Annotated in this window: 18 protein-coding genes; 7 read left to right on the top strand and 11 right to left on the bottom strand. The window is 62.7% G+C overall.

Features of this window, described 5'->3' with window-relative positions; translation table 11 throughout:
* Positions 1–46: 46 nt before the first annotated feature.
* From kdpC to SIN04_RS14055, 5 genes are all read right to left on the bottom strand, one after another.
* Entirely contained in the window at positions 47–652 is a 606-nt protein-coding gene (gene kdpC / locus SIN04_RS14075) for a potassium-transporting ATPase subunit KdpC (protein ID WP_341263995.1), read from the bottom strand.
* A gap of 150 nt (positions 653–802) precedes the next feature.
* Complete coding sequence (gene kdpB, locus SIN04_RS14070) at positions 803–2,857, bottom strand: potassium-transporting ATPase subunit KdpB (RefSeq protein ID WP_134490162.1); 2,055 nt, start codon at positions 2,855–2,857, stop codon at positions 803–805.
* A 106-nt stretch (positions 2,858–2,963) separates the two neighbouring features.
* The gene (gene kdpA / locus SIN04_RS14065) at positions 2,964–4,673 is read right to left on the bottom strand and encodes a potassium-transporting ATPase subunit KdpA (protein ID WP_341263994.1); all 1,710 of its coding nucleotides are present in this window, start codon (positions 4,671–4,673) and stop codon (positions 2,964–2,966) included.
* Between the two features lie 72 nt (positions 4,674–4,745).
* Positions 4,746–4,844: a K(+)-transporting ATPase subunit F gene (gene kdpF / locus SIN04_RS14060; protein ID WP_197731985.1), complete on the bottom strand. Its 99-nt coding sequence runs from the start codon at positions 4,842–4,844 to the stop codon at positions 4,746–4,748.
* Positions 4,844–4,969, bottom strand: coding sequence for a hypothetical protein (locus tag SIN04_RS14055; RefSeq protein WP_280178172.1), 126 nt, complete (start codon positions 4,967–4,969; stop codon positions 4,844–4,846). Before SIN04_RS14055 ends, kdpF begins: the two co-directional genes overlap by 1 nt.
* A gap of 149 nt (positions 4,970–5,118) precedes the next feature.
* Here SIN04_RS14055 and SIN04_RS14050 point away from each other — a divergent pair, with 149 nt between their 5' ends.
* Entirely contained in the window at positions 5,119–5,826 is a 708-nt protein-coding gene (locus SIN04_RS14050) for an SDR family NAD(P)-dependent oxidoreductase (protein ID WP_134490160.1), read from the top strand.
* Between the two features lie 127 nt (positions 5,827–5,953).
* Positions 5,954–6,166, top strand: coding sequence for a hypothetical protein (locus tag SIN04_RS14045; RefSeq protein ID WP_134490158.1), 213 nt, complete (start codon positions 5,954–5,956; stop codon positions 6,164–6,166).
* 77 nt (positions 6,167–6,243) lie between these two features.
* Here the strand turns inward: SIN04_RS14045 and SIN04_RS14040 are convergent, their stop codons facing one another.
* Genes SIN04_RS14040 through SIN04_RS14030 form a run of 3 tightly spaced genes read right to left on the bottom strand, consistent with a single transcriptional unit; the run spans position 6,244 to position 8,847 of the window.
* A complete protein-coding gene (locus SIN04_RS14040) occupies positions 6,244–6,393 on the bottom strand; it encodes a DUF2474 domain-containing protein (RefSeq protein WP_134490156.1) in 150 nt (49 codons plus the stop codon).
* The gene (gene cydB / locus SIN04_RS14035; RefSeq protein ID WP_134490154.1) at positions 6,380–7,387 is read right to left on the bottom strand and encodes a cytochrome d ubiquinol oxidase subunit II; all 1,008 of its coding nucleotides are present in this window, start codon (positions 7,385–7,387) and stop codon (positions 6,380–6,382) included. Before cydB ends, SIN04_RS14040 begins: the two co-directional genes overlap by 14 nt.
* A 38-nt stretch (positions 7,388–7,425) precedes the next feature.
* A complete protein-coding gene (locus tag SIN04_RS14030; protein WP_134490152.1) occupies positions 7,426–8,847 on the bottom strand; it encodes a cytochrome ubiquinol oxidase subunit I in 1,422 nt (473 codons plus the stop codon).
* 536 nt (positions 8,848–9,383) lie between these two features.
* Between SIN04_RS14030 and SIN04_RS14025 the strand changes: the two genes are divergently transcribed.
* From SIN04_RS14025 to SIN04_RS14010, 4 genes are all read left to right on the top strand, one after another.
* On the top strand, positions 9,384–9,935 hold the full coding sequence (locus SIN04_RS14025; RefSeq protein WP_341263993.1) for a 5' nucleotidase, NT5C type: 552 nt from the start codon (positions 9,384–9,386) through the stop codon (positions 9,933–9,935).
* A 121-nt stretch (positions 9,936–10,056) separates the two neighbouring features.
* Positions 10,057–11,187 (top strand): FUSC family protein, encoded by a 1,131-nt coding sequence (locus SIN04_RS14020; RefSeq protein ID WP_244605816.1) that lies wholly within the window; start codon positions 10,057–10,059, stop codon positions 11,185–11,187.
* Between the two features lie 240 nt (positions 11,188–11,427).
* A complete protein-coding gene (locus tag SIN04_RS14015; protein ID WP_134490146.1) occupies positions 11,428–11,889 on the top strand; it encodes a (2Fe-2S)-binding protein in 462 nt (153 codons plus the stop codon).
* Positions 11,890–11,893: 4 nt separating this feature from the next.
* On the top strand, positions 11,894–14,071 hold the full coding sequence (locus tag SIN04_RS14010; protein ID WP_134490144.1) for a xanthine dehydrogenase family protein molybdopterin-binding subunit: 2,178 nt from the start codon (positions 11,894–11,896) through the stop codon (positions 14,069–14,071).
* Between the two features lie 132 nt (positions 14,072–14,203).
* Here the strand turns inward: SIN04_RS14010 and SIN04_RS14005 are convergent, their stop codons facing one another.
* The 3 genes from SIN04_RS14005 to SIN04_RS13995 all read right to left on the bottom strand — a co-directional run bounded on the left by SIN04_RS14005 (position 14,204) and on the right by SIN04_RS13995 (position 23,136).
* Positions 14,204–15,880 carry a response regulator gene (locus tag SIN04_RS14005; RefSeq protein ID WP_134490142.1) on the bottom strand — a complete coding sequence of 559 codons (1,677 nt, stop codon included), beginning with the start codon at positions 15,878–15,880 and terminating at the stop codon, positions 14,204–14,206.
* Between the two features lie 14 nt (positions 15,881–15,894).
* Positions 15,895–21,237: a HAMP domain-containing protein gene (locus tag SIN04_RS14000; protein WP_341264474.1), complete on the bottom strand. Its 5,343-nt coding sequence runs from the start codon at positions 21,235–21,237 to the stop codon at positions 15,895–15,897.
* Positions 21,238–21,678: 441 nt separating this feature from the next.
* A complete protein-coding gene (locus SIN04_RS13995; RefSeq protein ID WP_134490140.1) occupies positions 21,679–23,136 on the bottom strand; it encodes a catalase in 1,458 nt (485 codons plus the stop codon).
* Between the two features lie 488 nt (positions 23,137–23,624).
* Between SIN04_RS13995 and SIN04_RS13990 the strand changes: the two genes are divergently transcribed.
* Positions 23,625–24,812, top strand: a complete 1,188-nt coding sequence (locus SIN04_RS13990; RefSeq protein WP_134490138.1) for an efflux RND transporter periplasmic adaptor subunit — start codon at positions 23,625–23,627, stop codon at positions 24,810–24,812.
* Positions 24,813–24,856 lie beyond the last annotated feature (44 nt).

The raw sequence follows: 24,856 nt of genomic DNA, 5'->3' as shown, positions 1-24,856 counted from the left end.
GCGACGTTGCGATCAGCGGCGCGCGTCAGGATCAGCCCAATTTTTGCTAGCTGCCCTTCATGCCGTCGAGCGCCAGATTCAGCTCCAGAACATTGACGCGCGGCTCGCCGATAACCCCAAGGAGGCGCCCTGATGTGGTGGCGTCGACGAGCGCGGCGACCTTTGCTTCCGGCAGGTTACGCGCCTTGGCGACGCGCGCAACCTGCGCTTTCGCATAGGCCGGCGAAATATCGGGATCAAGGCCGGAGCCGGACGTCGTCACCGCATCGGCCGGGATGGGGCCGGCAAGACCCTGGCCGCGCAGTGTTTCAATATCGGCCTTGACGCGGTCGATCAGCTTGGCCGAGGTCGGGCCAAGGTTTGAGCCCGAGGAATTATCGGCGTTATAGGGCGCGTCGATCGTCTTCGTCGAATCATTCGGGTCGGCTGCGCTGGTCGCCGACGGGCGGCTGTGGAAATAGACGTCCTTGGTGAAAGTCTGCCCGATGAGGCTCGAGCCGATGATGACGTCGCCCTTTTTGATGAGGCTGCCATTGGCGGCGCCGGGAAGGGCGATCGCCGCGAAGCCTGTGAGAGCGAAGGGATAAATGACGCCGGTCAGGACCGTGAACAGCGCCAGCATGACAAGGGCCGGTCGAAGATGTTGCAACATTTGTCTCTCCTTTAAGGATGGCGATCCCAAACGCGGCCAACCATCCTGTGTAGTCCGTTTATTCAGAGCATGACGATCGTCGTGATCTAGAGCGCTTTCCGATCGGATGGGGTCATTCGATCGATCAGAAATCGCTCCAGATTCAAAAGCTTAGGCCAGATGCGCCGCCGAGACGATGAGATCTATCAGTTTGATGCCTATGAAGGGCGCGATGAGGCCGCCGACGCCGTAGACCAGGAGATTGCGGCGCAGCAGCGCGGCGGCGCCGACGGGCTTATATTCGACGCCCTTGAGCGCCAGCGGAATCAGGGCGACGATGATCAGCGCGTTGAAGATCACCGCGGAGAGAATCGCCGACTTCGGCGAGGCGAGATGCATGATGTTGAGGGCGCTGAGCTCGGGATAGGTCGCAACGAACAGGGCAGGCAGAATGGCGAAATATTTGGCGACGTCGTTCGCGACCGAAAAGGTCGTCAGCGATCCGCGCGTCATCAGAAGCTGCTTGCCGATGCCGACGATCTCAATGAGCTTCGTCGGATTGCTGTCGAGATCGACCATATTGCCGGCCTCGCGCGCCGCCTGCGTGCCGGTCTGCATGGCGACGCCGACGTCGGCCTGGGCGAGAGCCGGCGCGTCATTGGCGCCGTCGCCGCACATGGCGATGAGCCGGCCGCCCGTCTGCTCCTTGCGGATATAGGCGAGCTTGTCCTCTGGCGTCGCCTCGGCGATGAAATCATCGACGCCCGCCTCCGAGGCAATGGCCGCGGCGGTGATCGGATTATCGCCCGTCACCATCACGGTGCGGATGCCCATGGCGCGAAGTTCGGCGAAGCGCTCCTTGATGTCCGGCTTCACGACGTCCTTCAGATGAATGACGCCGAGCAGGATGCCGTTTTCGCTGACGCCGAGCGGCGTGCCGCCGGAGCGCGCGATCTTGTCGACCGCCTGGCGGAAAGCGAATGGCGGGGCCTCGGGGCTGATTCCGGCGAGCTTCAAGATCGCGTCGACCGCGCCCTTGCGGATCGAGCGGCCGTCGAGATCAATGCCGGAGAGCCGGGTCTGCGCCGAGAAGGGGATGATCTTCGCGGGCCTCAAGGAAAGGTCCGGCTCCGCGACGCCATATTCCGTCTTGGCGAGGGCGACGATCGAGCGTCCTTCCGGCGTCTCGTCGGCAAGGCTTGCGAGCAGAATGGCTTCCGCCATGCGGCCGTCGTCGACGCCAGGAACGGTGAAGAATTCCGTCGCGAGGCGATTGCCATAGGTGATGGTGCCGGTCTTGTCGAGGAGAAGCGTGTCGACGTCGCCGGCGGCCTCCACCGCGCGGCCCGAAGTGGCGACGACATTGAAGCGGATCAGCCTGTCCATGCCGGCGATGCCGATCGCCGACAGAAGGCCGCCGATCGTCGTCGGGATCAGCGTGACGAGCAGCGCGACGAGCACGACGACTGAAAGCGCCGTCGCCGAATAATTGGCAAGGCCCCAGAGCGTGACGACTGCGATCAGGAAGATGAGCGTAAGCCCGGACAGCAGGATCGACAGGGCGAGCTCATTCGGCGTTTTCTGGCGTTCGGCGCCCTCGACGAGAGCGATCATGCGGTCGATGAAGGAAGAGCCCGGCTCGCTCGTGATCCTCACCTTGATCCAGTCGGACAGAACCATCGTGCCGCCGGTCACGGCGGAGCGGTCGCCGCCGGATTCGCGAATGACCGGCGCCGATTCGCCGGTGATGGCGCTTTCATTGACGGAGGCGAGGCCCTCGACGATCGTGCCGTCGCCGGGGATCAGCTCGCCGGCCTCGACGACGACAATGTCGCCGAGCTTCAGCTGCGTCGCCGGGACGCTCTTATAGGCCTGGATCGGGGAAGCGGCCGAGGGCAGCCGCTTGGCGACGAGATCCGACTTCGTGCGACGGAGGCTTTCCGCCTGCGCCTTGCCGCGCCCTTCCGCCACCGCCTCGGCGAAGGTCGCAAACAGCACGGTGAACCAAAGCCATGCGGCGATCTGCCCGGAGAAGAAGGGATCGTCGACATGAAGGACAAGATCCTTGATCCAAAGCACCGTCACCAGCGCAGCGACGGCTTCGGTGACGAAGATCACGGGGTTGCGCAGCAATTGGCGCGGATCGAGCTTGATGAAGGCGTCTTTGAGCGCGGCCGCGAGAAGCGGCGCGTTGAACAATGACGTTGAACGGGTTTCAGTGGACATAGCGAATTTCCTTTAAGGCGCATCTCGAACCACGAGAGCTTGAGTATCGCGATCATCCTTTGAGGCGCCGCTTGCGCGGCTCCTCAGGATGAGGGGCCGCCTCGGGTTAAAAAGTCTTGCCGGCGAGCATCAGCACATGTTCGACGATTGGTCCCAGCGCCAGGGCCGGGAAATATTGCAGGCCGCCGACGATCAAGATGACGCCGACGAGAAGGCCGACGAACAGGACCGCGTCGGTCGGGAATGTGCCGGCGGACTCAGGCACTTTGACCTTGGCCGCCAGCGATCCGGCAATCGCCATCACGGGAACGACATAGCCGAACCGGCCGGCCATCATGGCGATCCCGAGAGTCGTGTTGAACCAGGGCGTGTTGGCGTTGAGGCCGGCGAAGGCTGAACCGTTGTTGCCGACGGCTGACGAGTAGGCGTAGAGGATTTCGGTGAGGCCATGGGGCCCCGCATTGGCGAGGCTCGCGAGCGCTACCGGCAGCATCGCCGAGATGGCGGTGAAGGAGAGGATAGCGAGCGGCAGGATCAGCACCGCGAGCATGGCGAATTTCATTTCGCGCGTCTCGATCTTCTTGCCGAGAAATTCCGGCGTGCGGCCGACCATGAGACCGGCGATGAAGACGGTGAGGATGGCGAAGACGAGAATGCCGTAAAGCCCCGACCCGACGCCGCCCGGCAGCACTTCGCCGAGCTGGATGAGGAACAGGGGCGCGAGGCCGCCGAGCGGGGTCAGCGAGGCGTGCATGGCGTTGACGGCGCCGCAGGAAAGTCCTGTCGTCACGGCGACGAACAGCGCCGTCATGGCCTGCCCGAAGCGCATTTCCTTGCCTTCGAGATTGCCCACTGAGGGATCGACTCCGAGCGCCGTCAGAAGCGGATTGCCAAAGGTCTCCGCCGCATAGACGAGGACGACGCCGGCGATCAGCAAGACGCCCATGGCGGCGAGCAGGGCGTAGCCCTGACGCGCCTTTCCGACCATCTGGCCAAAGGCGATGACCAGGGCCGAGGAGATCGCCAGCATGCTGAAGATCGCCAGAAAGTTCGAAAGCGCGTTGGGGTTCTCGAATGGGTGCGCGGAATTGACGTTGAGGAACCCGCCGCCGTTGGTGCCGAGCTGCTTGATCGCTTCCTGGCTCGCCATCGGACCCATGGCGAGGGTCTGTTTGGCGCCTTCGAGAGTTGTGGCGTCGACCGTGCCGGTCAAGGTTTGCGGCACGCCGAGCGCGAGAAAGCAAAGCGCGACGACGATCGCCAGGGGCAGCAGTACGTAAAGCGTCGTGCGCGTCAGATCGACCCAGAAATTGCCGAGCGTTGCAACGCCCGACCGGGCGAAGGCGCGGGTGAGGGCGAGGGCGAGCGCGATGCCGGTGGCGGCCGAGAGGAAGTTATGAACCGTGAGGCCGACCATCTGGCTGAAGTTGCTCATGGTCGTCTCGCCGCCATAGGCCTGCCAGTTGGTGTTGGTGAGAAAGCTCACCGCCGTGTTGAAGGCGAGATCGGGGGTGAGATTGTCGAAGTTCTGCGGATTCAGCGGCAGATAGACCTGCAGGCGCAAAATCGCGTAGAGGGAGGCGAAACCCGCGGCGCTGAAAATCAGCATCGCGAAGGTATAGGCGAGCCAGCCTTGCTCCTTTGTCGGATCGACGCCGGCGGCTTTGTAAAAGACGCGCTCGAGCGGGCCGAGCACGGGAGACAGAAACGTTTTATCGCCGGAAAAGACGTGGGCCATATAGAGCCCGAGCGGCTTCAGCGAGATGAGCAGAACGGCGATGAGAAGGCCGATCTGAAGCCAGCCATTGAGGGACATATTGTAAAACTCCGGACTTGCGGGGGCGCCATAACGCCATTGGCTGATCGTGAGCGTCGCTCAGTTCGGCCTTTAGAAGCGTTCCGGCTTCAGAAGCGTGATGAGCAGATAGACGCCGAGCGCAACCGCGACGGCGAGGCCAAGGAGCGGCTCGAACATGAAGCCCTCCATCAGATGCGGTTGAGCGCGCGCGCGTAGACGCACAGCAATGCGATGGAGCCGAAGCCCAAAGCGAGGAAGATGACGTCGAACATGAAAAACCTCCATCCATTCGGCGCGCCGTCCGGCTGCGCCAATTCAAAGGATCACGAGGCAACATGGCGCTGGGCGCCTCAAGAGTCGATCGGGAAGACGCGCGCCGGGTCTAAGGATCTCGTAAAGATCGGCGGGGGTGCGTTTGATCCCCGAGCGCTCTATTGATCCCTCTCCAACGAAGGAGCTTGCCATGCCAAAATCGTCCAAAACCTTGCCCACGGCGCTGATCGTCGGCGCCTCGCGCGGCCTTGGCTTCGCGATCGCGCAGACCTACCTCGAGCGTGGCTGGCGCGTGATCGCCACCGTGCGCGGAAAGGCGCGCACGGCGTTGCATGATCTGGCGGCGAAGGCCGAAGGCCTGCTTGAAGTCGAAACCCTGGACATCGCCGTTCCGGCCGAGGTCGCCGCGCTGCGCAAGCGGCTCGCCGGGCGAAGGCTCGATCTTTTGTTCGTCAACGCCGGGGTGCTCGATGAGCCGGTCAAGACCATCGCGGACATATCGACGGAGGAATTCAACCGCATCATGGTGACGAACGCCCTCAGCCCGCTTCGCGTCATCGAGGCGCTGGAGGAATTGGTCCCGCCAGCCGGAACGATCGGCGTCATGTCGTCTGGGCTTGGCAGCGTCGCCAATAATACGAATGGAGGCTATGAAACCTACCGCGCCAGCAAGGCGGCGCTGAACACGCTGATGCGGTCTTTCGCCGCCCGACATGCGCGCGATCTGCGCGCGCTTTTGATCATGGATCCGGGCTGGGTGCGCACCGACATGGGCGGCCCTGATGCTCAATTGAGCGTCGAGGAGAGCATTCCGAGCCTCGTCGACGTCATCACCGCGCAATCCGGCAAGAAGGGCTTGCAATATCTCGATTATCGCGGCCGGACTGTGGCGTGGTGAGCGTTCCAGGTCGATCCTCGCCTATCGATCTGCCCATCGAAACATGTTAACGATCGATCGGCTCTCAGGAGCAAAAGTGCTTGCGCTTCGGCCATCGGCGATTTCTCAACGTGAAACGGAGACTTCGATGAGTGATTCCTCGCCCATACATGCTCTCAAGGCCAATCTTGAAGCCGCGCGCCTTCAGGCCGTGGAAGAATTGGCCGCAAAAGGCGCGTCGCTTACCCCGGATGGGCTGCAAAAACTTGCGAGCCTGCAAATGGCTTTGACGGCCGTTCGCGAAGAAATCGAGGCGCATGATGTCAAGATCGGCGGCGGCGGCGAAGTGCCCCTGAAATAGCAAGGGACCCCGGCCGAGGACTTGGGAGCGCGGTAGCCTGAAGCGGCCGCGCTTTTTTCATGAGGCTTTGATTGTTGTCAGGCGCGGAGGCCCGCCGCGGTGAGGATCGCGCGAAGGATCAGAGCCGCGATTGCGAGCGCGCCGACGCTCAGCGCCCAGATAAGGACGAACCAGCCGACGCGGTGAAGCCAGCCTTTGCCGCTTGCCCGCGGCTCAATGATAGCCATCTCCGACTTTCACCTTGCCGCGGAACACATAGTACGACCATGCCGTGTAGGTGAGGATGATCGGCACGATGAACAAAGCGCCGACAAGCGCGAAGCCGAGGCTCTGCGGCGGCCCGGCGGCGGCCCTGATCGAGACATCGGGCGGAATGATGTTCGGCCACATGCTGATGCCGAGCCCGCTATAGCCGAGGAAAAGAAGCGCCAGCGCGAGAAGGAACGGCGTCGAATGAGTCTCGCGCTTCAGGAAATGCAGAATGCCAAGGCTCGCCGCCAGCACGAGAATGGGGACGGGCGAGAAAAAGATGAGGTTCGGAAATGTGAACCAGCGCGCCGCCACATCGGCGTGGGTGAGCGGCGTCCAGATGCTGACGACGACGATCACGCCGAGCAGCGTCAGCGTGATCGGCCGGGCGAGTTCGATCATGCGCCGCTGAAGGTCTCCTTCGGTCTTCATGATCAGCCAGGTGCTGCCAAGCAGCGCATAAGCGACGAGCAGTCCAAGGCCAGTAAACAGGCTGAATGGCGTCAGCCAGTCGAAGGCGCCGCCGATGTAGGACGGCCCTTGAACCTTGAATCCGTTGATGACGGCGCCAAGCGCGACGCCCTGGAAGAAGGTCGCGATATAGGAGCCCCACGCAAAGGCGTGGTCCCAGAACCATTTGTGCTCTTCATCCGCCTTGAAGCGGAACTCGAAGGCGACGCCGCGCCAGATCAGCCCAGCGAGCATCAGAACCAGCGGCAGATAAAGCGCGCTGAGCAGGAAGGAATAGGCGAGCGGAAAGGCGGCGAGAAGGCCCGCGCCGCCGAGCACCAGCCAGGTTTCATTGCCGTCCCAGACGGGGGCGACGGTGTTCACCATGCAATCGCGATCGTTCCTGTCCTTCACGAAGGGGAACAGGATGCCGATGCCGAGGTCGAAGCCGTCCATGACGACATACATCATGAGGCCGAAGGCGATGATGACCGCCCAGATGATCGGAAGATCAATTCCCATGCGAGATCTCCTGGAGCAAAGTCAGTGCGCGGCGGACGTCATGGGGTTGCGTCCGGCGCGGCCGAAAAGGGGCGCGAGGGACGCGCATTCAGTGGCGTGTCGGCGCTGAGATCGATCGCGGGAGCGGGACTTTCCGGGCCGAGATCCTGCGGGCCGGCGGCGACGAGTCTCAGCATGTAGAAAAGGCCGGTGCCGAAGACGATGAAATACATCACGATGAAGACGCCAAGCGTCAGGCTCAGCGCCAGCACGGAATGGTTCGAGACGGCGTCCCTGGTGTGCATGACGCCATAGACGACCCAGGGTTGCCGTCCGATCTCCGTCGTCAGCCAGCCGGCGAGAATGGCGAGGATGCCGCTTGGACCCATCAAGACCGCAAAGCGCAGAAACCATCGCGTGTCGTAGAGATCGCCCTTGATGCGAAGCCAGAGACTCGCAAGGCCAAGGAGCAGCATCAGCACGCCAAGGCCGACCATGATGCGGAAAGTCCAGAACACGACGGTCGAATCGGGCCGGTCTTCGGCGGGAAAATCGGCGAGACCGCGAAACTGATCGTCCCACGTATGGGTGAGGATGACGCTTCCAAGATGAGGAATTTCGAGCGCGTATTTGGTCGTCTCGGACTTCATGTCCGGCCAGCCAAAGAGAATCAGCGGCACGGCCTCGCCCGGCTTGTTGCGCCAATGGCCCTCAATCGCGGCGATCTTCGCGGGCTGATATTTCAGCGTGTTGAGCCCATGCTGATCGCCGGCCTCGATCTGGATCGGCGCCACGATCAGCGCCATCCACATCGCCATCGACAGCATTTTTCGCACGCGCGCGGTGTCGTTGCCCTTCAACAGGTGCCAGGCGCCCGCCGCGCCGACGAACAGCGCCGTCGCGAGGTAGGCCGCGATCGTCATGTGGACGAGGCGATAGGGGAAGGACGGATTGAAGATGACCTCCAGCCAGTCGGTCGGAACGACGCGGCCGCCCTCGATGTCGAAGCCTTGCGGCGTCTGCATCCAGCTGTTCGACGCCAAAATCCAGGTCGCGGAGACGAGCGTGCCGGCGGCCACCATCAGGGTCGCGAAAAAATGCAGGCCCGGACCCACCTTGTTCCAGCCAAACAGCGCGACGCCCAGAAAGCCGGCTTCGAGAAAGAAGGCGGTCAAGACCTCATAAGCGAGGAGGGGGCCCGTGACGCCGCCCGCGAAAGCGGAAAAATAGCTCCAGTTGGTGCCGAACTGATAGGCCATGACGAGGCCTGAGACGACGCCCATGGCGAAGTTCACAGCGAAGATTTTCGACCAGAAGTGATAGAGATCGCGGTAGACGCGGTCTTTCTTCCAGAGCCACAGCCCTTCGAGAACGGCGAGATAGCTGGCGAGGCCGATGGTGATCGCCGGGAAGATGATGTGAAAGGAAACCGTGAAGCCGAACTGGATCCGAGCAAGATCGAGGGCGTCTAGGCCAAGCATTGCAGATCTCTTTCGTTCATGCGCCGCCGCGCGCCGCCGTCTATTTGCTGGAGCGCCAACCTGCGCCGCGAATTTTGGGACGAAGTAGACGCCGATTTCGTGAACAAAATGCGAAAGGGCGACAAAATAAAGCCATGTTCCGATTCCGCGAATCGGACGATGCTTTGCGCATCTACTGTAACCGAGTTTCGCGCCATTGTATCGGCGCAGAGTTGGAAAATAGTCGCCCCTCGACGGGCGGTGACCCTTTCGAGCATGTTTTTGCCGTAGAATTCAATTCAAAATCCCGTTTCGGCTGTTTTGAGGACGCGGCTTGAAGTCGCGGCCCGGCAATCGGCGATAAGGGCGGGCGCGGCTCAGAGGTTTTGATTTTCTGCGGTCTTGTGGCGATGAGCGCGCGAAAAAGCCGCGATCCTTCCGGCAGCTGTTCAAATCTTAAGTCGATCGGGTGGTTGTCTTTGCGGCGATGTCATGATCCTGATCGATGATCTGCGCCATGGAACGCGGCGACGAACCTTGTGAAATCCGGGAAGCTTATGAACACCATCGCCCTCGATCTCGACGATACGCTGGTCGACACCATCGCCACCTTGCTCGACTGGATCGAGGAGGCGCACGGCTATCGCGTCGACGAAGCGCGGCTTGCGACCTATCAGCTTGGCGCCGACGAAAAGCAGACGGCCGAGATCGTCGATGCGTTCTATGACGCGGCGGCGCATCATAAAATCAACGCGATAACCGGCGCGGCCGAGGGCTGCCGGACTTTGAAGGAGGCAGGGTTCAACCTCGTCGTCGTGACCGCGCGCAAGCTTGAGGCGGCGCCGGTGACGAATGCATTGGTGGACCGGCTTTTTCCCGGCGTTTTCGCGGACGTTCATTCCGTCGGGCATCACCCGGACAAGGTGAAGGCGCTGCGCGCCGCCGGGGCAAAGCTGCTCATCGATGATAATGCGCGCCAGATCCGGCGCGCGGCGGACGCCGGCATTCCGACAATCCTCTTTGGCAGCCTGCCCTGGAATCGCGATGTCGCCTGGCCTCGTCGCGCGCGCGACTGGGTCGAGCTCGTCGCCATGTCAGGGGCGTTTTGACGCCTTATGTCATCGCGCCGGCGCGAAATCGGAGATTGACAGCGCGCGGCTTTGTCAGATTTAGCTGCGGCCTCGGTCCCGCCGCCGGCGCGGCCGCGCGCCCTTCTCCGCGGCCGGTGAAATGAACGCCATCATTACATCTTTCTCGAACTCTCTCTCTAAGCCCTGGCGTTGGTTGACCGCCGCGATGCTCTCCCGCCGGGTGGAGCTTCGCCTCGCGGTTCGGGTTACGGTCGCGACGCTGTTGACTTATGCGTTGTCGCTGCTGCTGCATGTTCCGCAGGTTCTGTGGACGGTGCTCACGGCTGTCGTGATGTCGCAGCTCAGTCTCGGCAAGTCGCTGAAAACCACGGTCGATTATTTTATCGGCACGCTTGGCGGCGCGGTCTATAGCGGGCTCATCGCCGCCTTCACGCCGCACGATGCAGAACTCGAATTTATGACCGTGCTCGCCGTCTCGATCGGGCCGCTGGCTTTTCTGGCGGCGGTCAAGCCGCAATTCAGCGCCGCGCCATTTACTGCGGTGATGGTTCTCCTCGCGCCGACGATCACGCATGTCCCGCCGCTCGAGTCGGCTTTTTTTCGGGTCATCGAAGTGGCGCTCGGCGGCGCCGTCGCGCTTTTTGTCTCATTTTTTGTGCTGCCCTCCCGCGCCCATCATTTAGGCATCGAGGCCGCGGCCAATATGCTCCAGCTCATGGCGGGCGCGCTGCGCCGATTGCTCGCTGGCTGCGCCGCGCCGCTCGACGTCGCGACGGTCGGCAAGATCCAGGGCGATATCGGACCGGCCATGTCGCGGCTCGAAATCATCGCCGATGAGGCGCGGCGCGAGCGCGTGGCCTATTTTTCGTCGGAGCCCGATCTGAAGCCTCTGCTGCGCCTGCTGCTGCGCGTGCGTCATGACCTCGTCATTATCGGACGCGCGGCCGTTGCGCCGCTCCCCGATGGCTTTCGCGCAAGACTGGCGCCCTCCATCGCGCGCATCGCCGAAAGCGCCGCGCGATTCCTTGAAGAGAGCGGCGACGCTTTGGTGAGGCGTCCGGCCCCCTCGCTCGTCGAATTTGAGGCGGCCCTCAACGCCTATGAGGCCGAGATCGCCGCCTTGCGTCAGGAAGGATTGACGCGAAGCCTGCCCATCGAGGCTCTGGAGCGTTTGTTCGGCCTCGCCTTCGCATTGGAGCAGCTGCATCAGGACCTGAAGGAGCTGGCGCGATGGTCGGCGGATTTCGCGCAGGCTCAGGCGAGACGATGACCCGCCGCGGGCCTCGCGCCCTCCGGTTGGACTGAAGGCGCATCAACCGACCGTGAAGCGGAGCGGCTGGCGCACGGGGCGGGGATTGGTTAAGCTGGGCGCGCTGTCGCGCTCGGGCGGATTATGCCGCCAGGGCCCAGCTGGTCGGGCTCGCGCTTCTGCGCGCGGCGCGAATGGGGGCGACGAGAGCTCCTCGAACCCTTCCAATCCTTTGTTTCTTCACGCTCCGGAGACAGGTTCATGACCGTGTCATTCTTTCTCAACGACAAAGAGATCGCGCTCGACGCCGATCCAAACATGCCGCTGTTGTGGGCGATCCGCGAAGTCGCTGGCCTGCATGGCACGAAATTCGGCTGCGGCATGGCCCAATGCGGCGCCTGTACCGTGCAGATCGAGGGTCAGGCGCAGCGCTCCTGCGTGACGCCGCTCGAATCCGTGAAAGGCCAGCATGTGCGCACCATAGAGGGGCTCGAAAGCAAGCAGGCCAAAGCCGTGCAAGCGGCCTGGGTCGATCTGCAGGTGCCGCAGTGCGGCTATTGCCAGTCAGGCCAGATCATGTCCGCGACGGCTTTGCTCGAGCAGAACGCCAAGCCGACCGACGCCGACATTAACGACGCGATGCGCGGCAATATCTGCCGGTGCTCGACCTATGTTCGCATCAGGGCCGCGATCCACGCCGCCGCTCACGCGCTGGAGGGCTGAGCCCATGAACGCCATCACAGATGATTTGGCCTCGATGAACCGGCGCGGCGTGCTGAAAGGCGCGGCCTGGACCGGGCTCGTCATCGCCTTCAACGTTGCTCTGCCGCAACGGCGCGCCTTCGCGGCGGCTGAATCCGCCGCCGAATTTGCGCCCAACGCTTTCTTGCGCATAGCCCCTGACAACAGCGTCACCGTCATCTCGAAGCATGTCGAATTGGGGCAAGGCGTCTATACCGGGCTCGCCACCATCCTCGCCGAAGAGCTCGGCGCCGACTGGAGCCAGATCAAGGTGGAGAGCGCGCCTGCGGACACGAAGCTCTACGCCAATCTCGCCTTCAAGATGCAAGGCACCGGCGGCAGCACCGCGATCGCTAATTCCTGGATGCAATTGCGTGAGGCGGGCGCTACGGCGCGCGCGATGCTGATCGCCGCCGCCGCCGCTGAATGGGGCGTCCCGGCCGGACAGATAAGCGTCGAGCGCGGCGTCGTCCGCCACGGCCCGAGCAAGCGTGAGGCGTCCTTCGGCGCTCTCGCGGCGCATGCGGCGAATGTTACGGCGCCGGAGAAGGTCGCGCTGAAGAACCCCAAAGACTTCACGTTGATCGGGACCAGGCTGGCGCGCGTCGACGTGCCGCCGAAAACCAACGGCACGGCGCAATTCACGATCGACGTCGCCATGCCGGGAATGCTGGTGGCGCTCATTAAACGGCCGCCGCTTTTTGGCGCGCGCGTCGCCTCGTTCGATGCGGCTTCGGCCAAAGCCATCCCGGGCGTCGTCGAAGTTCTCGAAGTGCCGGCGGGCGTCGCCGTTGTCGGCAAGAGCTTTTGGGCGGCAAAGCAAGGCCGCGACGCACTGAAGATCGCCTGGGATGACGCCAAAGCGGAAAAGCGCGGCTCCGCGGAGATCCTCGCCGAATATCGCGCGCTGGCGGAACGGCCGGGCAAGCCCGCGCGCGCCGAGGGCGATGCCGGCGGAGCCCTCAAGCACGCGGCGAAGACGGTCGCCGCGACCTTCGAGTTTCCCTATCTCGCCCATGCGCCAATGGAGACGCTCGACGCTGTCGTGCAACTCGGGGCGAATGGCTGCGAGATCTGGGCCGGCGACCAGTTCCAGACGATCGACCAGATGAATGCCGCGGGCGTCGCGGGCCTCAAGCCGGAGGACGTCAAGATCAATACGCTGTTCGCCGGGGGAAGCTTCGGCCGGCGCGCCAACGCCGCGTCCGATTACATCGTCGAAGCGGTTTCGGTCGCCAAGGCGCTCGGCGCGAATGGGGTTCCGGTCAAGCTCCAATGGACGCGCGAGGACGACATCCAGGGCGGCCGCTACCGGCCAGCCTATGTGCATAAGCTCGAAGCCGCGCTCGACAAGAGCGGCGAACTCGTGGGCTGGCGGCACCGCATCGTCGGCCAGTCGATCATGGCGGGCACGCCTTTTGAGGCCTTCATGGTCAAGGACGGCGTTGACGGAACCTCGGTCGAAGGCGCCGCCAATCTGCCCTATGCGATCCCCAATCTGTCGGTCGAGCTGGCGACTACAAAGACCGGCGTGCCGGTGCTTTGGTGGCGCGTCGTCGGCAGTTCGCACACGGCTTACGCGGTCGAAGCGTTCATCGACGAGGTGGCCGCCGCCGCGGGAAAAGATCCCTTCGCCTTCCGGCAGGCGCTGCTCAGCCACAGCCCACGCCACAAGGCGGTTCTCGAACTCGCCGCGAAGGCGGCCGGCTGGGGCGATCCGCTGCCGAAGGGCAGGGGCCGCGGCATCGCCGTCGCCGTCGCCTTCGGCACCTATGTCGCGCAGGTCGCGGAAGTGACGGTGGCGGACGGAAAGGTCAAGGTCGATCGCGTCGTCTGCGCCGTCGATTGCGGCGTGCCGGTCAATCCCGACATCATCGCCGCGCAAATGGAGGGGGGCATCGGCTTTGGCCTCGGGGCGGCGCTGTATGGAGCGATCACCCTGAAGGATGGCGCCGTCGAGCAGAGCAACTTCGACGGTTATCAGGTGCTGCGCATCGACGCCATGCCGAAGGTCGAGGTGCATATCGTCCCCTCCGCTGAAGCGCCGACGGGCGTCGGTGAACCGGGCGTTGCGCCGATCGGTCCCGCCGTCGCCAACGCCGTTTTCGCGGCGACCGGCAAGCGCATCCGCGTTCTGCCGTTTGGAGACCTTGGCTCGGCCTGATCGTCGAGATCGCCTGCGGGCCGCCTTATGCGGCTCGCAGAGGGCATGATCCACTGAATAGGGTCATGCGTCAAAATAACGGGATAAGGAGCGTGATCGGCTGCATTTGGCGCCATCATGCTCCAGCCGCCCTCATCGCGAAGACGCCTCAGCCATCGCCGCGACAAGTTCATCCTGGCGGAAGGGCTTGGCGAGGCGCGGCAGAGCCTCGCCACCCATAGCAGGCAGCGGAAGTTCGGCGTAGCCGCTCGCCAGCAGAATGGGAATGTCGGGATATTTTTCGCGGACTGAGCGCGCGAGCTCCAGTCCCGTCATGCCTGGCATCGCGTAATCGGTGATGATGAGATCGGGTGAGGCTCCTGACTGCAGGATGCGCAGCGCCTCGGCGCCCGAATGCGCCACGATGACCGAATGGCCGAGATCCTCGAGGATCGACGCGGTTCCGGCGCTGACCAGAACGTCGTCGTCCACCAGCAAGACGGTGCAAGGCGCAAGCCGCAATTCGGGAGCCTTGCGCCCGTCTCCGCCAAAGCGCCTTTGCGTGCCGGGCTCGGCCTGCGGCAGCCAGAGGTCGACTGTCGTGCCGACCCCCACCTCGCTCGAGATCTCGATGGCGCCGCCGGACTGCGCCGCGAGGCCCTGGACCATCGAGAGGCCAAGGCCTGTTCCTTTGGTCGGCCCCTTGGTCGTAAAGAACGGGTCCGCCGCTTTTACGAGCGTCTCCGTATCCATGCCAAAGCCGGCATCGATGACGCTGATGCGGACATAAACCCCCGGGCTCATGCCTTTGCGCGCATTCTGAGCCGTGATGACTTCATTGGACGCGGCGATCATGATGGCGCCGCCGGAGGGCATCGCGTCGCGCGCATTGACCACGAGATTTAATAAAGCCAGCTCGAGCTGGTTGCCGTCGACCCTCGCCAGTTTGAGGTCCGGCGGCAGGCGCTTTTCGATCTGTACGCCGGGCCCCAACGCCCGCGTCAAAAGCTCCTCCATGCCGTGAATGAGCTGCGCGACATCGACGGCTTCCGGCTTCAGCTCCTGGCGCCGGGAGAAGGCAAGCAGACGCTGCGTCAGAGCCGCGCCGCGCTCGGCGCCTTGCATAGCGGTGTCGACGAGGCGTTTCATGCGCGCATCGTCAGGCAGCCTCTTCTTCAGAAGTTCGAGGCTTCCCATCACGGCGGTGAGCAGATTGTTGAAATCATGCGCGACGCCGCCCGTGAGCTGCCCGATGGCGTCCATCTTCTGCGCCTCGAACAATTGCGCCAGCGCCCGCTCGCGTTCATGCGTCCGCTCCTCGATGCGCTGCTCGAGGTCCTGATTGAGCCGTTTCAATTGCGCCGTCGAACGCTCGAGCGCGGCCGTGCGCTCCGCGACCCTTGCTTCGAGCTCTGCGTTCAGCCGCTCGAGCTGCCGCGTCTTTTGATGCAGTTCGGCGAAGACTTTGACCTTTGCGCGCAAGACCTCCGGAATGACGGGCACCGGCACATAGTCGACGGCGCCGGCCTCATAGCCGCGCAAAAGGTCCGGATCGGCAATCTGCACCGCCGACACGAAAATAATGGCGACGCGCTGAAACCTTGGATGTTCGCGGATCATGGCGGCGAGCTCGAAGCCGTTGAGTTCGGGCATGCACACGTCGATCAGAATCACCGCGATATCGGTCTTGAGAAGATGCTCGAACGCCTCCCGGGCTGAACCCGCCTTCACCAGATTCTCGTCGAGCTCGCCGAGGATCGCCTCATAGCTCAGAAGCTTTCCCGGCTGGTCGTCGACGAGAAGAATATTCACTTTTTCCTTGGCGTTCATCGCGCTTCTTCCGCCTATCGATGCAGCCACATGCGCAGAACAGCGAGCAACTGTTCGGTGTCGACGGGTTTGGCGAGATAATCCGACGCGCCGGCGTCAAGGCATTTCTCGCGGTCGCCCTTCATCGCTCTCGCGGTCAGGGCGACGATCGGAAGACGCCGATGAGCGGCGTCGGCCCGCACGCGCTGGATCGTCTCATAGCCATCCATGTCGGGCATCATAATGTCCATCAGCACGATCGCGATGCCGGGTGTTGATTCGATAATCGAAATTGCCTCGCTCCCATTGGTGGCGGTCAGAACCCTCATGCCGCGCCGCTCAAGAACGCCGCTCAAGGCGAAGATGTTGCGCGCGTCGTCGTCGACCAGCAAGACCGCGCGGCCGATAAGATCCTCATCCGAATCATGCAGCCGTTCGATCAGCGCCTGCTTCGCCGCCGGCAGGCAGGCGACGGCGCGATGCAGGAAAAGCGCCGTCTCATCCAGCAGCCTTTCCGGAGATTCCACACCTTTCACCATAATGCTTCGCGCGATGGAACGCAGCGCCGCATCGTCGTCAATCGAAAGTTCCCGGCCGGTCGAGACGATGACCGGAACGCGCGAGAGAGCCATATCGTCGCGCATCTCCTCCAGCACAGCAAAACCCGGCATGTCGGGCAGGGTCAGGTCGAGCACGACGCAATCAATCGTCTGCTCGCGCAACATCGACAAGGCGTCGGCGCCGCTGCCCGTCGTCAGCATTTCGACATCGTCGCCACCGAGCAGTTCGGCCAGCGCAAGTTGCTCCGCCTCATTGGCTGCGACGACCAGAAGTGTTTTCCGCGGCCTGTCCGCGTAATCCGTCAGCCGCGCCATAGCGGCTTCAAGATCGTCAACGTCAAAAGGCTTTCTGATAAAGCCGAAGGCGCCGCGAGAGAGGCTGTGATGACGGTCATCATCGCCCGTGATGATCTCGACCGGTATGTGGCGTGTGGCGAGGCTTTGCTTCAATTGTCTTAGCACGCTCCAGCCGAGCATGTCGGGAAGAAACACGTCGAGGACGATGGCGGACGGCTGATGCTGCTCCGCCAGCGCCAGCGCCTCCGCGCCGCGCGCGGCGATGACGGCCTTGAAGCCGCGCTCATGCGCCAGTTCCGTCAGGATGCGCGCGTTATGCGCCTCGTTTTCAATAATCAGCAGGACGGCGTCGCCGGGATCGATGCTGTTGCGGTCGTCGGCGGCTTGATCGGAGATGCTATCGGCGCGCGTTGGGGTCTCCGGCGAACTCGATTGAGCGGAGTCCGGACCGTCGAACCGCGCGGACACTTGCGGCGCGGCATAGGCCAACGGCAGATAGAGCGTAAAGACGCTGCCCTCGCCGGGATTGCTGCGCAGTTGAATCTCTCCGCCGAGCAGATGCGCGAGATCGCGGCTGATTGCAAGCCCCAGTCCGGTGCCGCCATATTTGCGGCTGGTTCCTGCGTCGGCCTGCTGAAACGCCTCGAATATGATCCTCTGCTTTTCCGGCGGGATGCCGATCCCCGTGTCCGAAACTTCAAAGGCGACGACGCCTTGCGCATGCTGCAGCGAGACGTTGTCCGCGCTCCAGCCTTGCGTCGCCGGGACGACCGTCAGCTTGACTCCGCCCGAGCCCGTAAATTTGAAAGCGTTGGAAAGCAGATTTTTCAAAATCTGCCGCAAACGCTTGACGTCGGTCACGATGCTGCGGCCGAGCCCCTGCGCGGTCTCGACCTCGAACGTCAGCTCCCGGCTTTCCGCCTCGTGCCGGAACGGCCGCGCGATCGTCTGAAGCAGATGCGCGAAGGAAATCTCTTCCGCATCGACAGAGACCGTTCCTGATTCGATTTTGGAGAGGTCGAGAATGTCGCTGATCAGGTTTAGGAGATCGGTGCCGGCGGCGTGGATCGTTCGGGCGTATTCGACCTGCTTCGCAGACAGATTGCCGTCGGCGTTGTCGCTGAGCTGCTGCCCAAGGATCAGTATGCTGTTGAGAGGGGTGCGCAGCTCATGGCTCATATTCGCCAGAAACTCCGACTTGTATTTCGAGGTGAGCGCGAGTTCGCCGGCCTTTTCCTCCAGCGCGCGGCGGGCCTGCTCGATCTGTTGATTCTTCGCCTCGACCTCAATATTGCGCTCCTCGAGCTGTTGCGCCTTCAACTCCAGCTGCTCGTTGGTCTGTTGCAGTTCGGTTTGTTGCGACAACAATTCTGAGGCCAGCTGCTGCGATTGCTTCAACAGGCCTTCCGTCTGCATCGTCGCTTCGATGCTGTTCAGCACGATTCCGATGCCGCTCGTCAGTTGGTCGAGAAACGAAATCTGAAGCCCGGTAAAGGCGCTGAGGGAGGCGAGTTCGATGACCGCCTTGACCTGCCCTTCGAACAGAATGGGCAGCACGATAGCGTTTTTGGGCGCCGCCCGAAAAAGCCCCGAACGGATCGGAATCACATTATCGGGCAAATCGGAGAGCAACAAGCGGCGCGCATCCTTGGCGCATTGACCGATCAGCCCCTCGCCAAACTGAAGCCCGCGCGGATAATCGCCGCTTCCCTCGTCGGCATAGGCCGCAAGGAGCGTCAGCCAAGGCGCGCTTTCCCCGTCGACCTGATAGATCACGCCGTGCTGCGCGTCGATCAGCGAGGCGAGCTCGGACAACAGGAGCCGACCCACGGTGGTGAGATCGCGCTGGCCTTGCAGCAGGCTCGTGAAGCGCGCGAGATTTGTTTTCAGCCAGTCCTGCTCCGTGTTGCGGTCGGTGGTCAGCCGCAGGTTGCGGATCATCGTATTGATGTTGTCTTTGAGTTCCGACACCTCGCCGCGCGCATCGACCTGGATGCTGCGCGTAAGATCGCCCTTCGTCACGGCGGTCGCGACTTCCGCGATGGCGCGCACCTGTGTGGTCAAATTCGCCGCGAGAAGGTTGACGTTGCCGGTCAGATCCTTCCAGGTTCCCGCCGCGCCCGGCACATTGGCCTGGCCGCCGAGGCGGCCCTCGACGCCGACCTCGCGCGCGACGCTCGTCACCTGATCGGCGAAAGTCGCCAGCGTATGCGTCATATTGTTGATCGTCTCGGCGAGCGCGGCGACCTCTCCCTTGGAGGCGACGGTGAGATTTTGCTTCAGATCGCCGTTTGCGACCGCCGTCACCACCTTGACGATGCCGCGCACCTGCTCGGTCAAATTGGCGGCCATGACGTTCACTGTATCGGTAAGGTCTTTCCACGTTCCCGCGACGCCCGGCACCTGCGCCTGTCCGCCGAGCTTGCCTTCGGTCCCGACTTCGCGCGCGACGCGCGTCACTTCGCCGGCGAAGGCGTTGAGCTGATCGACCATCGTATTGATGGTGTTCTTCAGTTCGAGGATTTCCCCCTTCACGTCGACGGTGATCTTGCGCGACAGGTCGCCGCGCGCGACGGCGGTCGTCACCTCCGCTATGTTGCGCACCTGAGTCGTAAGGTTGGCCGCGAGCAGGTTGACGTTGTCGGTCAAATCTTTCCATGTGCCAGCGACGCCGGGCACGACGGCCTGCCCGCCGAGCCGCCCGTCCGTGCCGACCTCGCGCGCGACGCGCGTCACTTCGCCCGCGAAGGAGCGGAGCTGGTCCACCATCGTGTTCAGCGTTTCCTTCAGCAGCAGGATTTCGCCGCGCACGTCGACGGTGATCTTGCGCGACAGATCGCCGTTGGCGATCGCGGTCGCGACGCCGGCGATATTGCGCACCTGATCCGTCAGATTGCCGGCCATTGAATTCACGTTGTCGGTGAGATCCTTCCAGGTTCCGGCGACTCCCGGCACCTGCGCCTGACCGCCGAGCTTGCCTTCCGTGCCGACTTCGCGCGCGACGCGCGTCACTTCCCCCGCAAATCCGTTGAGCTGATCGACCATGGTGTTGATGGTGTTCTTCAGCTCCAGAATTTCGCCTTTGACGTCGACTGTGATCTTGCGCGAGAGATCGCCGCGGGCGACAGCGGTCGTGACTTCCGCGACATTGCGCACCTGCGCCGTCAGATTCGACGCCATGGAGTTGACGTTCTCGGTCAAGTCCTTCCAGGTTCCGGCGACGCCCGGCACCTGCGCCTGACCGCCGAGCTTGCCCTCGGTGCCGACTTCGCGCGCGACGCGCGTCACTTCGCCGGCGAAGCCGTTGAGCTGATCGACCATTGTGTTGATCGTCTCTTTCAGCTCCAGAATTTCGCCGCTGACATTGACGGTGATTTTTTTCGACAGGTCGCCGCTGGCCATGGCCATCGACACCGCCGCGATATTGCGGACCTGCGCCGTCAGGTTCGAGGCCATTGAGTTCACATTATCGGTGAGGTCTTTCCAGGTTCCCGCTACTCCCGGCACCTGCGCCTGTCCGCCGAGGCGCCCTTCGGTGCCGACCTCGCGCGCGACGCGCGTCACCTCGCCGGCAAATCCATTGAGCTGATCGACCATTGTGTTCATGGTCTCTTTCAGCGCAAGGATTTCGCCGGAGACGTCCACCGTAATCTTGCGCGAAAGATCGCCGCGGGCGACAGCCGTCGTGACCTCTGCGATATTGCGCACTTGGGCCGTCAGATTGCCGCACATGGCGTTGACGGAGTCGGTCAGATCCTTCCACGTTCCAGCGACGCCCGGAACGAGAGCCTGGCCGCCGAGCTTGCCCTCCGTGCCGACTTCCCTGGCGACGCGCGTCACCTCCGATGCGAAAGAGCGCAACTGATCGACCATGGTGTTGATCGCTTCTTTCAGCTGCAGGATTTCGCCGCGGACATCGACAGTGATCTTTTTGGACAGGTCGCCATTTGCGACGGCGATGGTCACTTCAGCGATATTACGCACCTGCGCCGTCAGGTTCGAGGCCATTGAGTTGACGCTTTCGGTCAGATCCTTCCAGACGCCGGTAACCTCGCGAACCTGCGCCTGGCCGCCGAGCTTTCCGTCGGTGCCGACTTCGCGCGCGACGCGCGTCACTTCGGAGGTGAAGACGCTGAGCTGCGCGATCATGGCGTTGACGATCGTCGCCGAGCGCAGGAACTCGCCTTGGAGGGGGCGGCCTTTGACGTCGAGGGGCATCGACTGGAGCAGGTCGCCCTTGGCGATCGCGGTGATGGTTTGCGTGACCGCCGTCGTTGGCCACAAGAGATCGTCGATCAGCGTATTGACCGAGCCTTCCATGTCGGACCAGGCGCCATCGCTCAGGCCAAAGCGAACGCGGGTCTCGGTCCGGCCTTCGCGGCCGACGGCTTGGCCGACGCGTTCGAGCTGCCGCGCTATCCGCTCATTGGCTCCGACGATATCGTTGAAAGCGTCGGCGATCTTGCCTTTGATGCCGGTTTCGTTGCGCGGCAGGCGCACGGAAAAATCGCCGCTTCGCATGGTCTGGAGCGCTTCGAGCAATTGATCCAGAACGACGGAGCAGGCCGAAGCATCAAGATCCGCGCTCTTTCCAGTCAATTGTCCGGATTTAGCCTTGGCGTCCTCTTTTGAAAACATCCTCGACATGGCGGCGCTCCCGTCTTCTGCCAGCAATGGCTCAGCAGCGTCAAAGTCTTGACTGTCCGAATATCGCCATTGTGTCGCAGCTTTCCGAGGTCAGCAAGGCGCTTATGCCCGCTCGCGCTTGCGCTCGCGGAGGGGAAAAATCAGGTTCGGGCGCGGCAGCGCTCGCAAGCGCGGGGATGACGCTCCTCATGTTTCTGCCGCTGGCGCGCGCCACCCCGTCCCGCGCAGCTCGGGCTGAGCGGGAGGCGCAAAAAGAGCGGCGCAAAAAGAGCGGCGAATGTCGCCGCTCTGTTCACCTGTCAGGCTTTTGTCGAATCACTCCGCCGCGAGCTGAACCCCCTGCTTGGCCAAAGCGGAGCGGACGCCGTCGCCATAGGCTTTGTCCGCCTTGTCGAAATGCGCAAGCTGGCGGTCGATGATGAATGTCGGCACGCCGGCCATCGCCTCGGCGATGTTCTGGCAAAGCTGCGCTTTCTGCGAATCCGACATCAGGCGGAAGAGATTGCCGGGCTGCGTATAATCATCATTCCCTTCGCGATGATTGTAGCGCGCGGCGGCGCCCGAGATCGGCAGCGGCGGCTCTTCGGCGACATTGGTCTGAACCGGACCATTGAAGGAGTTCGGCTCGTAATAAGCGTCGGGATTGTCCGAATAGTCGGACCGCATCGGACCGTCGAGGTGATAGGTGTTGACGGCGTTCTTCGGACGGTTGACCGGCAGCGATTCGTAATGGGTTCCGATCCGATAGCGATGCGCGTCGGCATAAGAGAATATGCGCGCCTGCAGCATTTTGTCGGGCGAGAAGCTGACGCCCGGGACGACATTGGAGGGCGAGAACGAGGATTGCTCGATTTCGGCGAAATAATTTTCCGGGTTCCGGTTGAGCTCGAGCACGCCGACCTCGATCAGCGGGAAATCCCCGTGCGGCCACACTTTCGTCAGGTCGAAAGGATTGAATGGCGTTTTATCGGCCTCCGCCTCTGTCATGATCTGAACGTAGAACCGCCATTTCGGGAAATCGCGCCGCTCGATGGACTCGAAAAGATCGCGCTGCGCGCTTTCGCGGTCCGTGGCGACCACGGCTTCAGCCTCGCGATTGGTCCAGTTCTTGATGCCTTGCATCGATTTGAAGTGGAATTTAACCCAGTGTCGCTCATTTTGCGCGTTGATGAATGAGTAGGTATGCGATCCAAAGCCATGCATGTGGCGCATGCCTTGGGGAAGGCCGCGATCCGACATCAAAATGGTGACCTGATGCAGGCTTTCCGGGCTCAGCGACCAGAAATCCCACATCGCAGCCGGCGAGCGCATGTTGGTCTTTGGATGGCGCTTTTGCGTATGGATGAAGTCAGGAAATTTCAAGGGATCGCGGACGAAAAATACCGGGGTGTTGTTGCCGACGAGGTCCCAATTGCCTTCTTCGGTATAGAATTTCAGCGCAAAACCGCGCACGTCGCGCTCGGCGTCGGCCGCGCCGCGCTCGCCGGCGACGGTCGAGAAACGCGCCAGCATCTCCGTCGTCTTGCCAATTTCGGAGAACAGTTTGGCCTTGGTATAGCGCGTGATGTCATGCGTGACCGTCAGCGCGCCAAACGCGCCGACGCCCTTGGCGTGCACGGTGCGTTCGGGAATGCGTTCGCGATTTTGATGGGCGAGCTTTTCGAGAAGCTTGTAATCTTCCATCAGTACAGGGCCGCGCGGTCCTGCGGTGATGGAATTCTGATTGTCGGAGACCGGCGCGCCGCCGGTGGTGGTCAGGATCTTGTCGCTCACAGGCTAACTCCTCAGTTGATGGAAACTAGGCTATAGAGGACGGCTCTCCGCGTCGAAGTGGTTGTCTCGATAGTCTCCATTGCCGCGGTCTATGGTCCGCGCCCCCGTGCAGACGGCGGTCCTTGCATGGAGCGGCAATGCGCGCCGCCCCTTTCCGGGCTCTCCGGCAAGGGTCAAGATAGTCCCTCGGTCTGCTGCATATTGTCGCGTTGGACGGCTTCCGGCAAGCGCGATTGCAGCGCCCCGCGCAGAGCCCCAGCTCCGGAGATGGTTGAGCTTGCATATTGCAATCGACAGCATAATTTGCTTTGTTGCCGCTCAAACTGGCGTTTTCGACGCGAGGGCGAGAAGCCGGACCGCGATGCAACCGGCTGAGATCTGCGCCGCCAACACCACGTCTTTCAAACCGCCGTGAATAAGCTTAATGGCGCCGCTCTTGCCAGATAGGCTGGCGCCGCTCGTTCATGACAGGGTCTTTGGAGTTTCACATGCGGGGCATTCGGTTTTCAGTTTCTCCTTTTGCGCGGGCGATCATTGTCTGCGGCGTCATCGCGGGGGTTCTCGCGGTCCCGCGAGGAGCCTTCGCGGAGGGACCGCCGCCGCCAGCCGTCACGGTCGCGCATCCGCTGGCCAAATCGGTGCCGCGCTGGGACGAATATACCGGCCGGTTCGAGCCGCTTCAGCAGGTCGAGGTGCGCCCGCGCGTGTCGGGGGCGGTCGATACGATCAACTTCGTCGACGGCCAGATCGTCAAGACGGGAGATCTGCTTTTCGTCATCGACCCGAGGCCCTATCAGATCGCCGTCGATAGCGCGCAAGCCGACGTCGCCAAAGCGCAGGCGCAAGTCGAAGTCGCCGCCAATGACGTGACGCGGGCGCAGCAGCTGGCCGAGACCCGGGCGATCACCTTGCGCGACGTCGATCAGCGCAAAGCCACTCTCGATGTCGCCCGGGCTCAGCAGCTCAGCGCGGAAGCCGCGCTGCACAACGCCGAACTCAATCTCGAATGGACGCAGGTGCGCGCGCCGATACCCGGCCGCGTCTCTGACCATAAGATCGACATCGGCAATCTGGTGCAGGGCGGCCAGTCGGGGGCGACCCTGCTCACGACGATCGTGACGCTCGACCCGATCCATTTCGTGTTCGACGCGTCGGAGGCTGACTACATCCGCTATGCCCGCCTCGCCACTGCGAAGGAGAGGCCTTCGTCGCGGCAATTCAAAAATCCCGTCATGGTCCGTCTCGCCGATGAAGTCGACTGGAGCCACAGCCACGCGGGCGTCATGGACTTCGTCGACAATCAGCTCAACGCCCGCGCCGGCGTCATTCGCGGCCGCGCCATCTTTGAAAACAAGGATCTGTTCCTCCTGCCCGGCACCTTCGGGCGGCTGCGGCTGTTCGGCGGCAACATCAATGCGCTCCTGATTCCCGATTCGACGATAGCGTCGGATCAGGCGAGCAAGATCGTTCTGACGGTCAACGCCGACAACAAGGTCGTGCCAAAAACGGTGACCCTCGGCGCCATGTATCAGGGCTTGCGCGTCATTCTCGCCGGGCTCTCCGAGAACGACCGCGTCGTCATCGAAGGCATCGCCAACCCCTTTGTGCGGCCGGGGGCGATGGTCGCTCCGAAGGAGGGCGCGATCACCCTTCCGGCGGAGGCAGCCTCGAACTGATGATCGAGTCTTGGTGATCGAGGCCTGACGAAGCGAAGCGCATG

It is taken from the genome of Methylocella tundrae (assembly GCF_038024855.1).
Classification (GTDB): domain Bacteria; phylum Pseudomonadota; class Alphaproteobacteria; order Rhizobiales; family Beijerinckiaceae; genus Methylocapsa; species Methylocapsa tundrae.
The sequence above is the reverse complement of the archived record's forward strand: the minus strand, read 5'-3'. Positions and strand labels throughout refer to the sequence as shown.

What these genes read in the sequence shown, in the direction of transcription:
- kdpC (WP_341263995.1), bottom strand. Translation starts at nt 652, where the DNA reads ATGTTGCAACATCTTCGACCGGCCCTTGTCATGCTGGCGCTGTTCACG.
- kdpB (WP_134490162.1), bottom strand. Translation starts at nt 2,857, where the DNA reads ATGTCCACTGAAACCCGTTCAACGTCATTGTTCAACGCGCCGCTTCTC.
- kdpA (WP_341263994.1), bottom strand. Translation starts at nt 4,673, where the DNA reads ATGTCCCTCAATGGCTGGCTTCAGATCGGCCTTCTCATCGCCGTTCTG.
- kdpF (WP_197731985.1), bottom strand. Translation starts at nt 4,844, where the DNA reads ATGGAGGGCTTCATGTTCGAGCCGCTCCTTGGCCTCGCCGTCGCGGTT.
- SIN04_RS14050 (WP_134490160.1), top strand. Translation starts at nt 5,119, where the DNA reads ATGCCAAAATCGTCCAAAACCTTGCCCACGGCGCTGATCGTCGGCGCC.
- SIN04_RS14045 (WP_134490158.1), top strand. Translation starts at nt 5,954, where the DNA reads ATGAGTGATTCCTCGCCCATACATGCTCTCAAGGCCAATCTTGAAGCC.
- SIN04_RS14040 (WP_134490156.1), bottom strand. Translation starts at nt 6,393, where the DNA reads ATGGCTATCATTGAGCCGCGGGCAAGCGGCAAAGGCTGGCTTCACCGC.
- cydB (WP_134490154.1), bottom strand. Translation starts at nt 7,387, where the DNA reads ATGGGAATTGATCTTCCGATCATCTGGGCGGTCATCATCGCCTTCGGC.
- SIN04_RS14030 (WP_134490152.1), bottom strand. Translation starts at nt 8,847, where the DNA reads ATGCTTGGCCTAGACGCCCTCGATCTTGCTCGGATCCAGTTCGGCTTC.
- SIN04_RS14025 (WP_341263993.1), top strand. Translation starts at nt 9,384, where the DNA reads ATGAACACCATCGCCCTCGATCTCGACGATACGCTGGTCGACACCATC.
- SIN04_RS14020 (WP_244605816.1), top strand. Translation starts at nt 10,057, where the DNA reads ATGAACGCCATCATTACATCTTTCTCGAACTCTCTCTCTAAGCCCTGG.
- SIN04_RS14015 (WP_134490146.1), top strand. Translation starts at nt 11,428, where the DNA reads ATGACCGTGTCATTCTTTCTCAACGACAAAGAGATCGCGCTCGACGCC.
- SIN04_RS14010 (WP_134490144.1), top strand. Translation starts at nt 11,894, where the DNA reads ATGAACGCCATCACAGATGATTTGGCCTCGATGAACCGGCGCGGCGTG.
- SIN04_RS14005 (WP_134490142.1), bottom strand. Translation starts at nt 15,880, where the DNA reads ATGAACGCCAAGGAAAAAGTGAATATTCTTCTCGTCGACGACCAGCCG.
- SIN04_RS14000 (WP_341264474.1), bottom strand. Translation starts at nt 21,237, where the DNA reads ATGCGAAGCGGCGATTTTTCCGTGCGCCTGCCGCGCAACGAAACCGGC.
- SIN04_RS13990 (WP_134490138.1), top strand. Translation starts at nt 23,625, where the DNA reads ATGCGGGGCATTCGGTTTTCAGTTTCTCCTTTTGCGCGGGCGATCATT.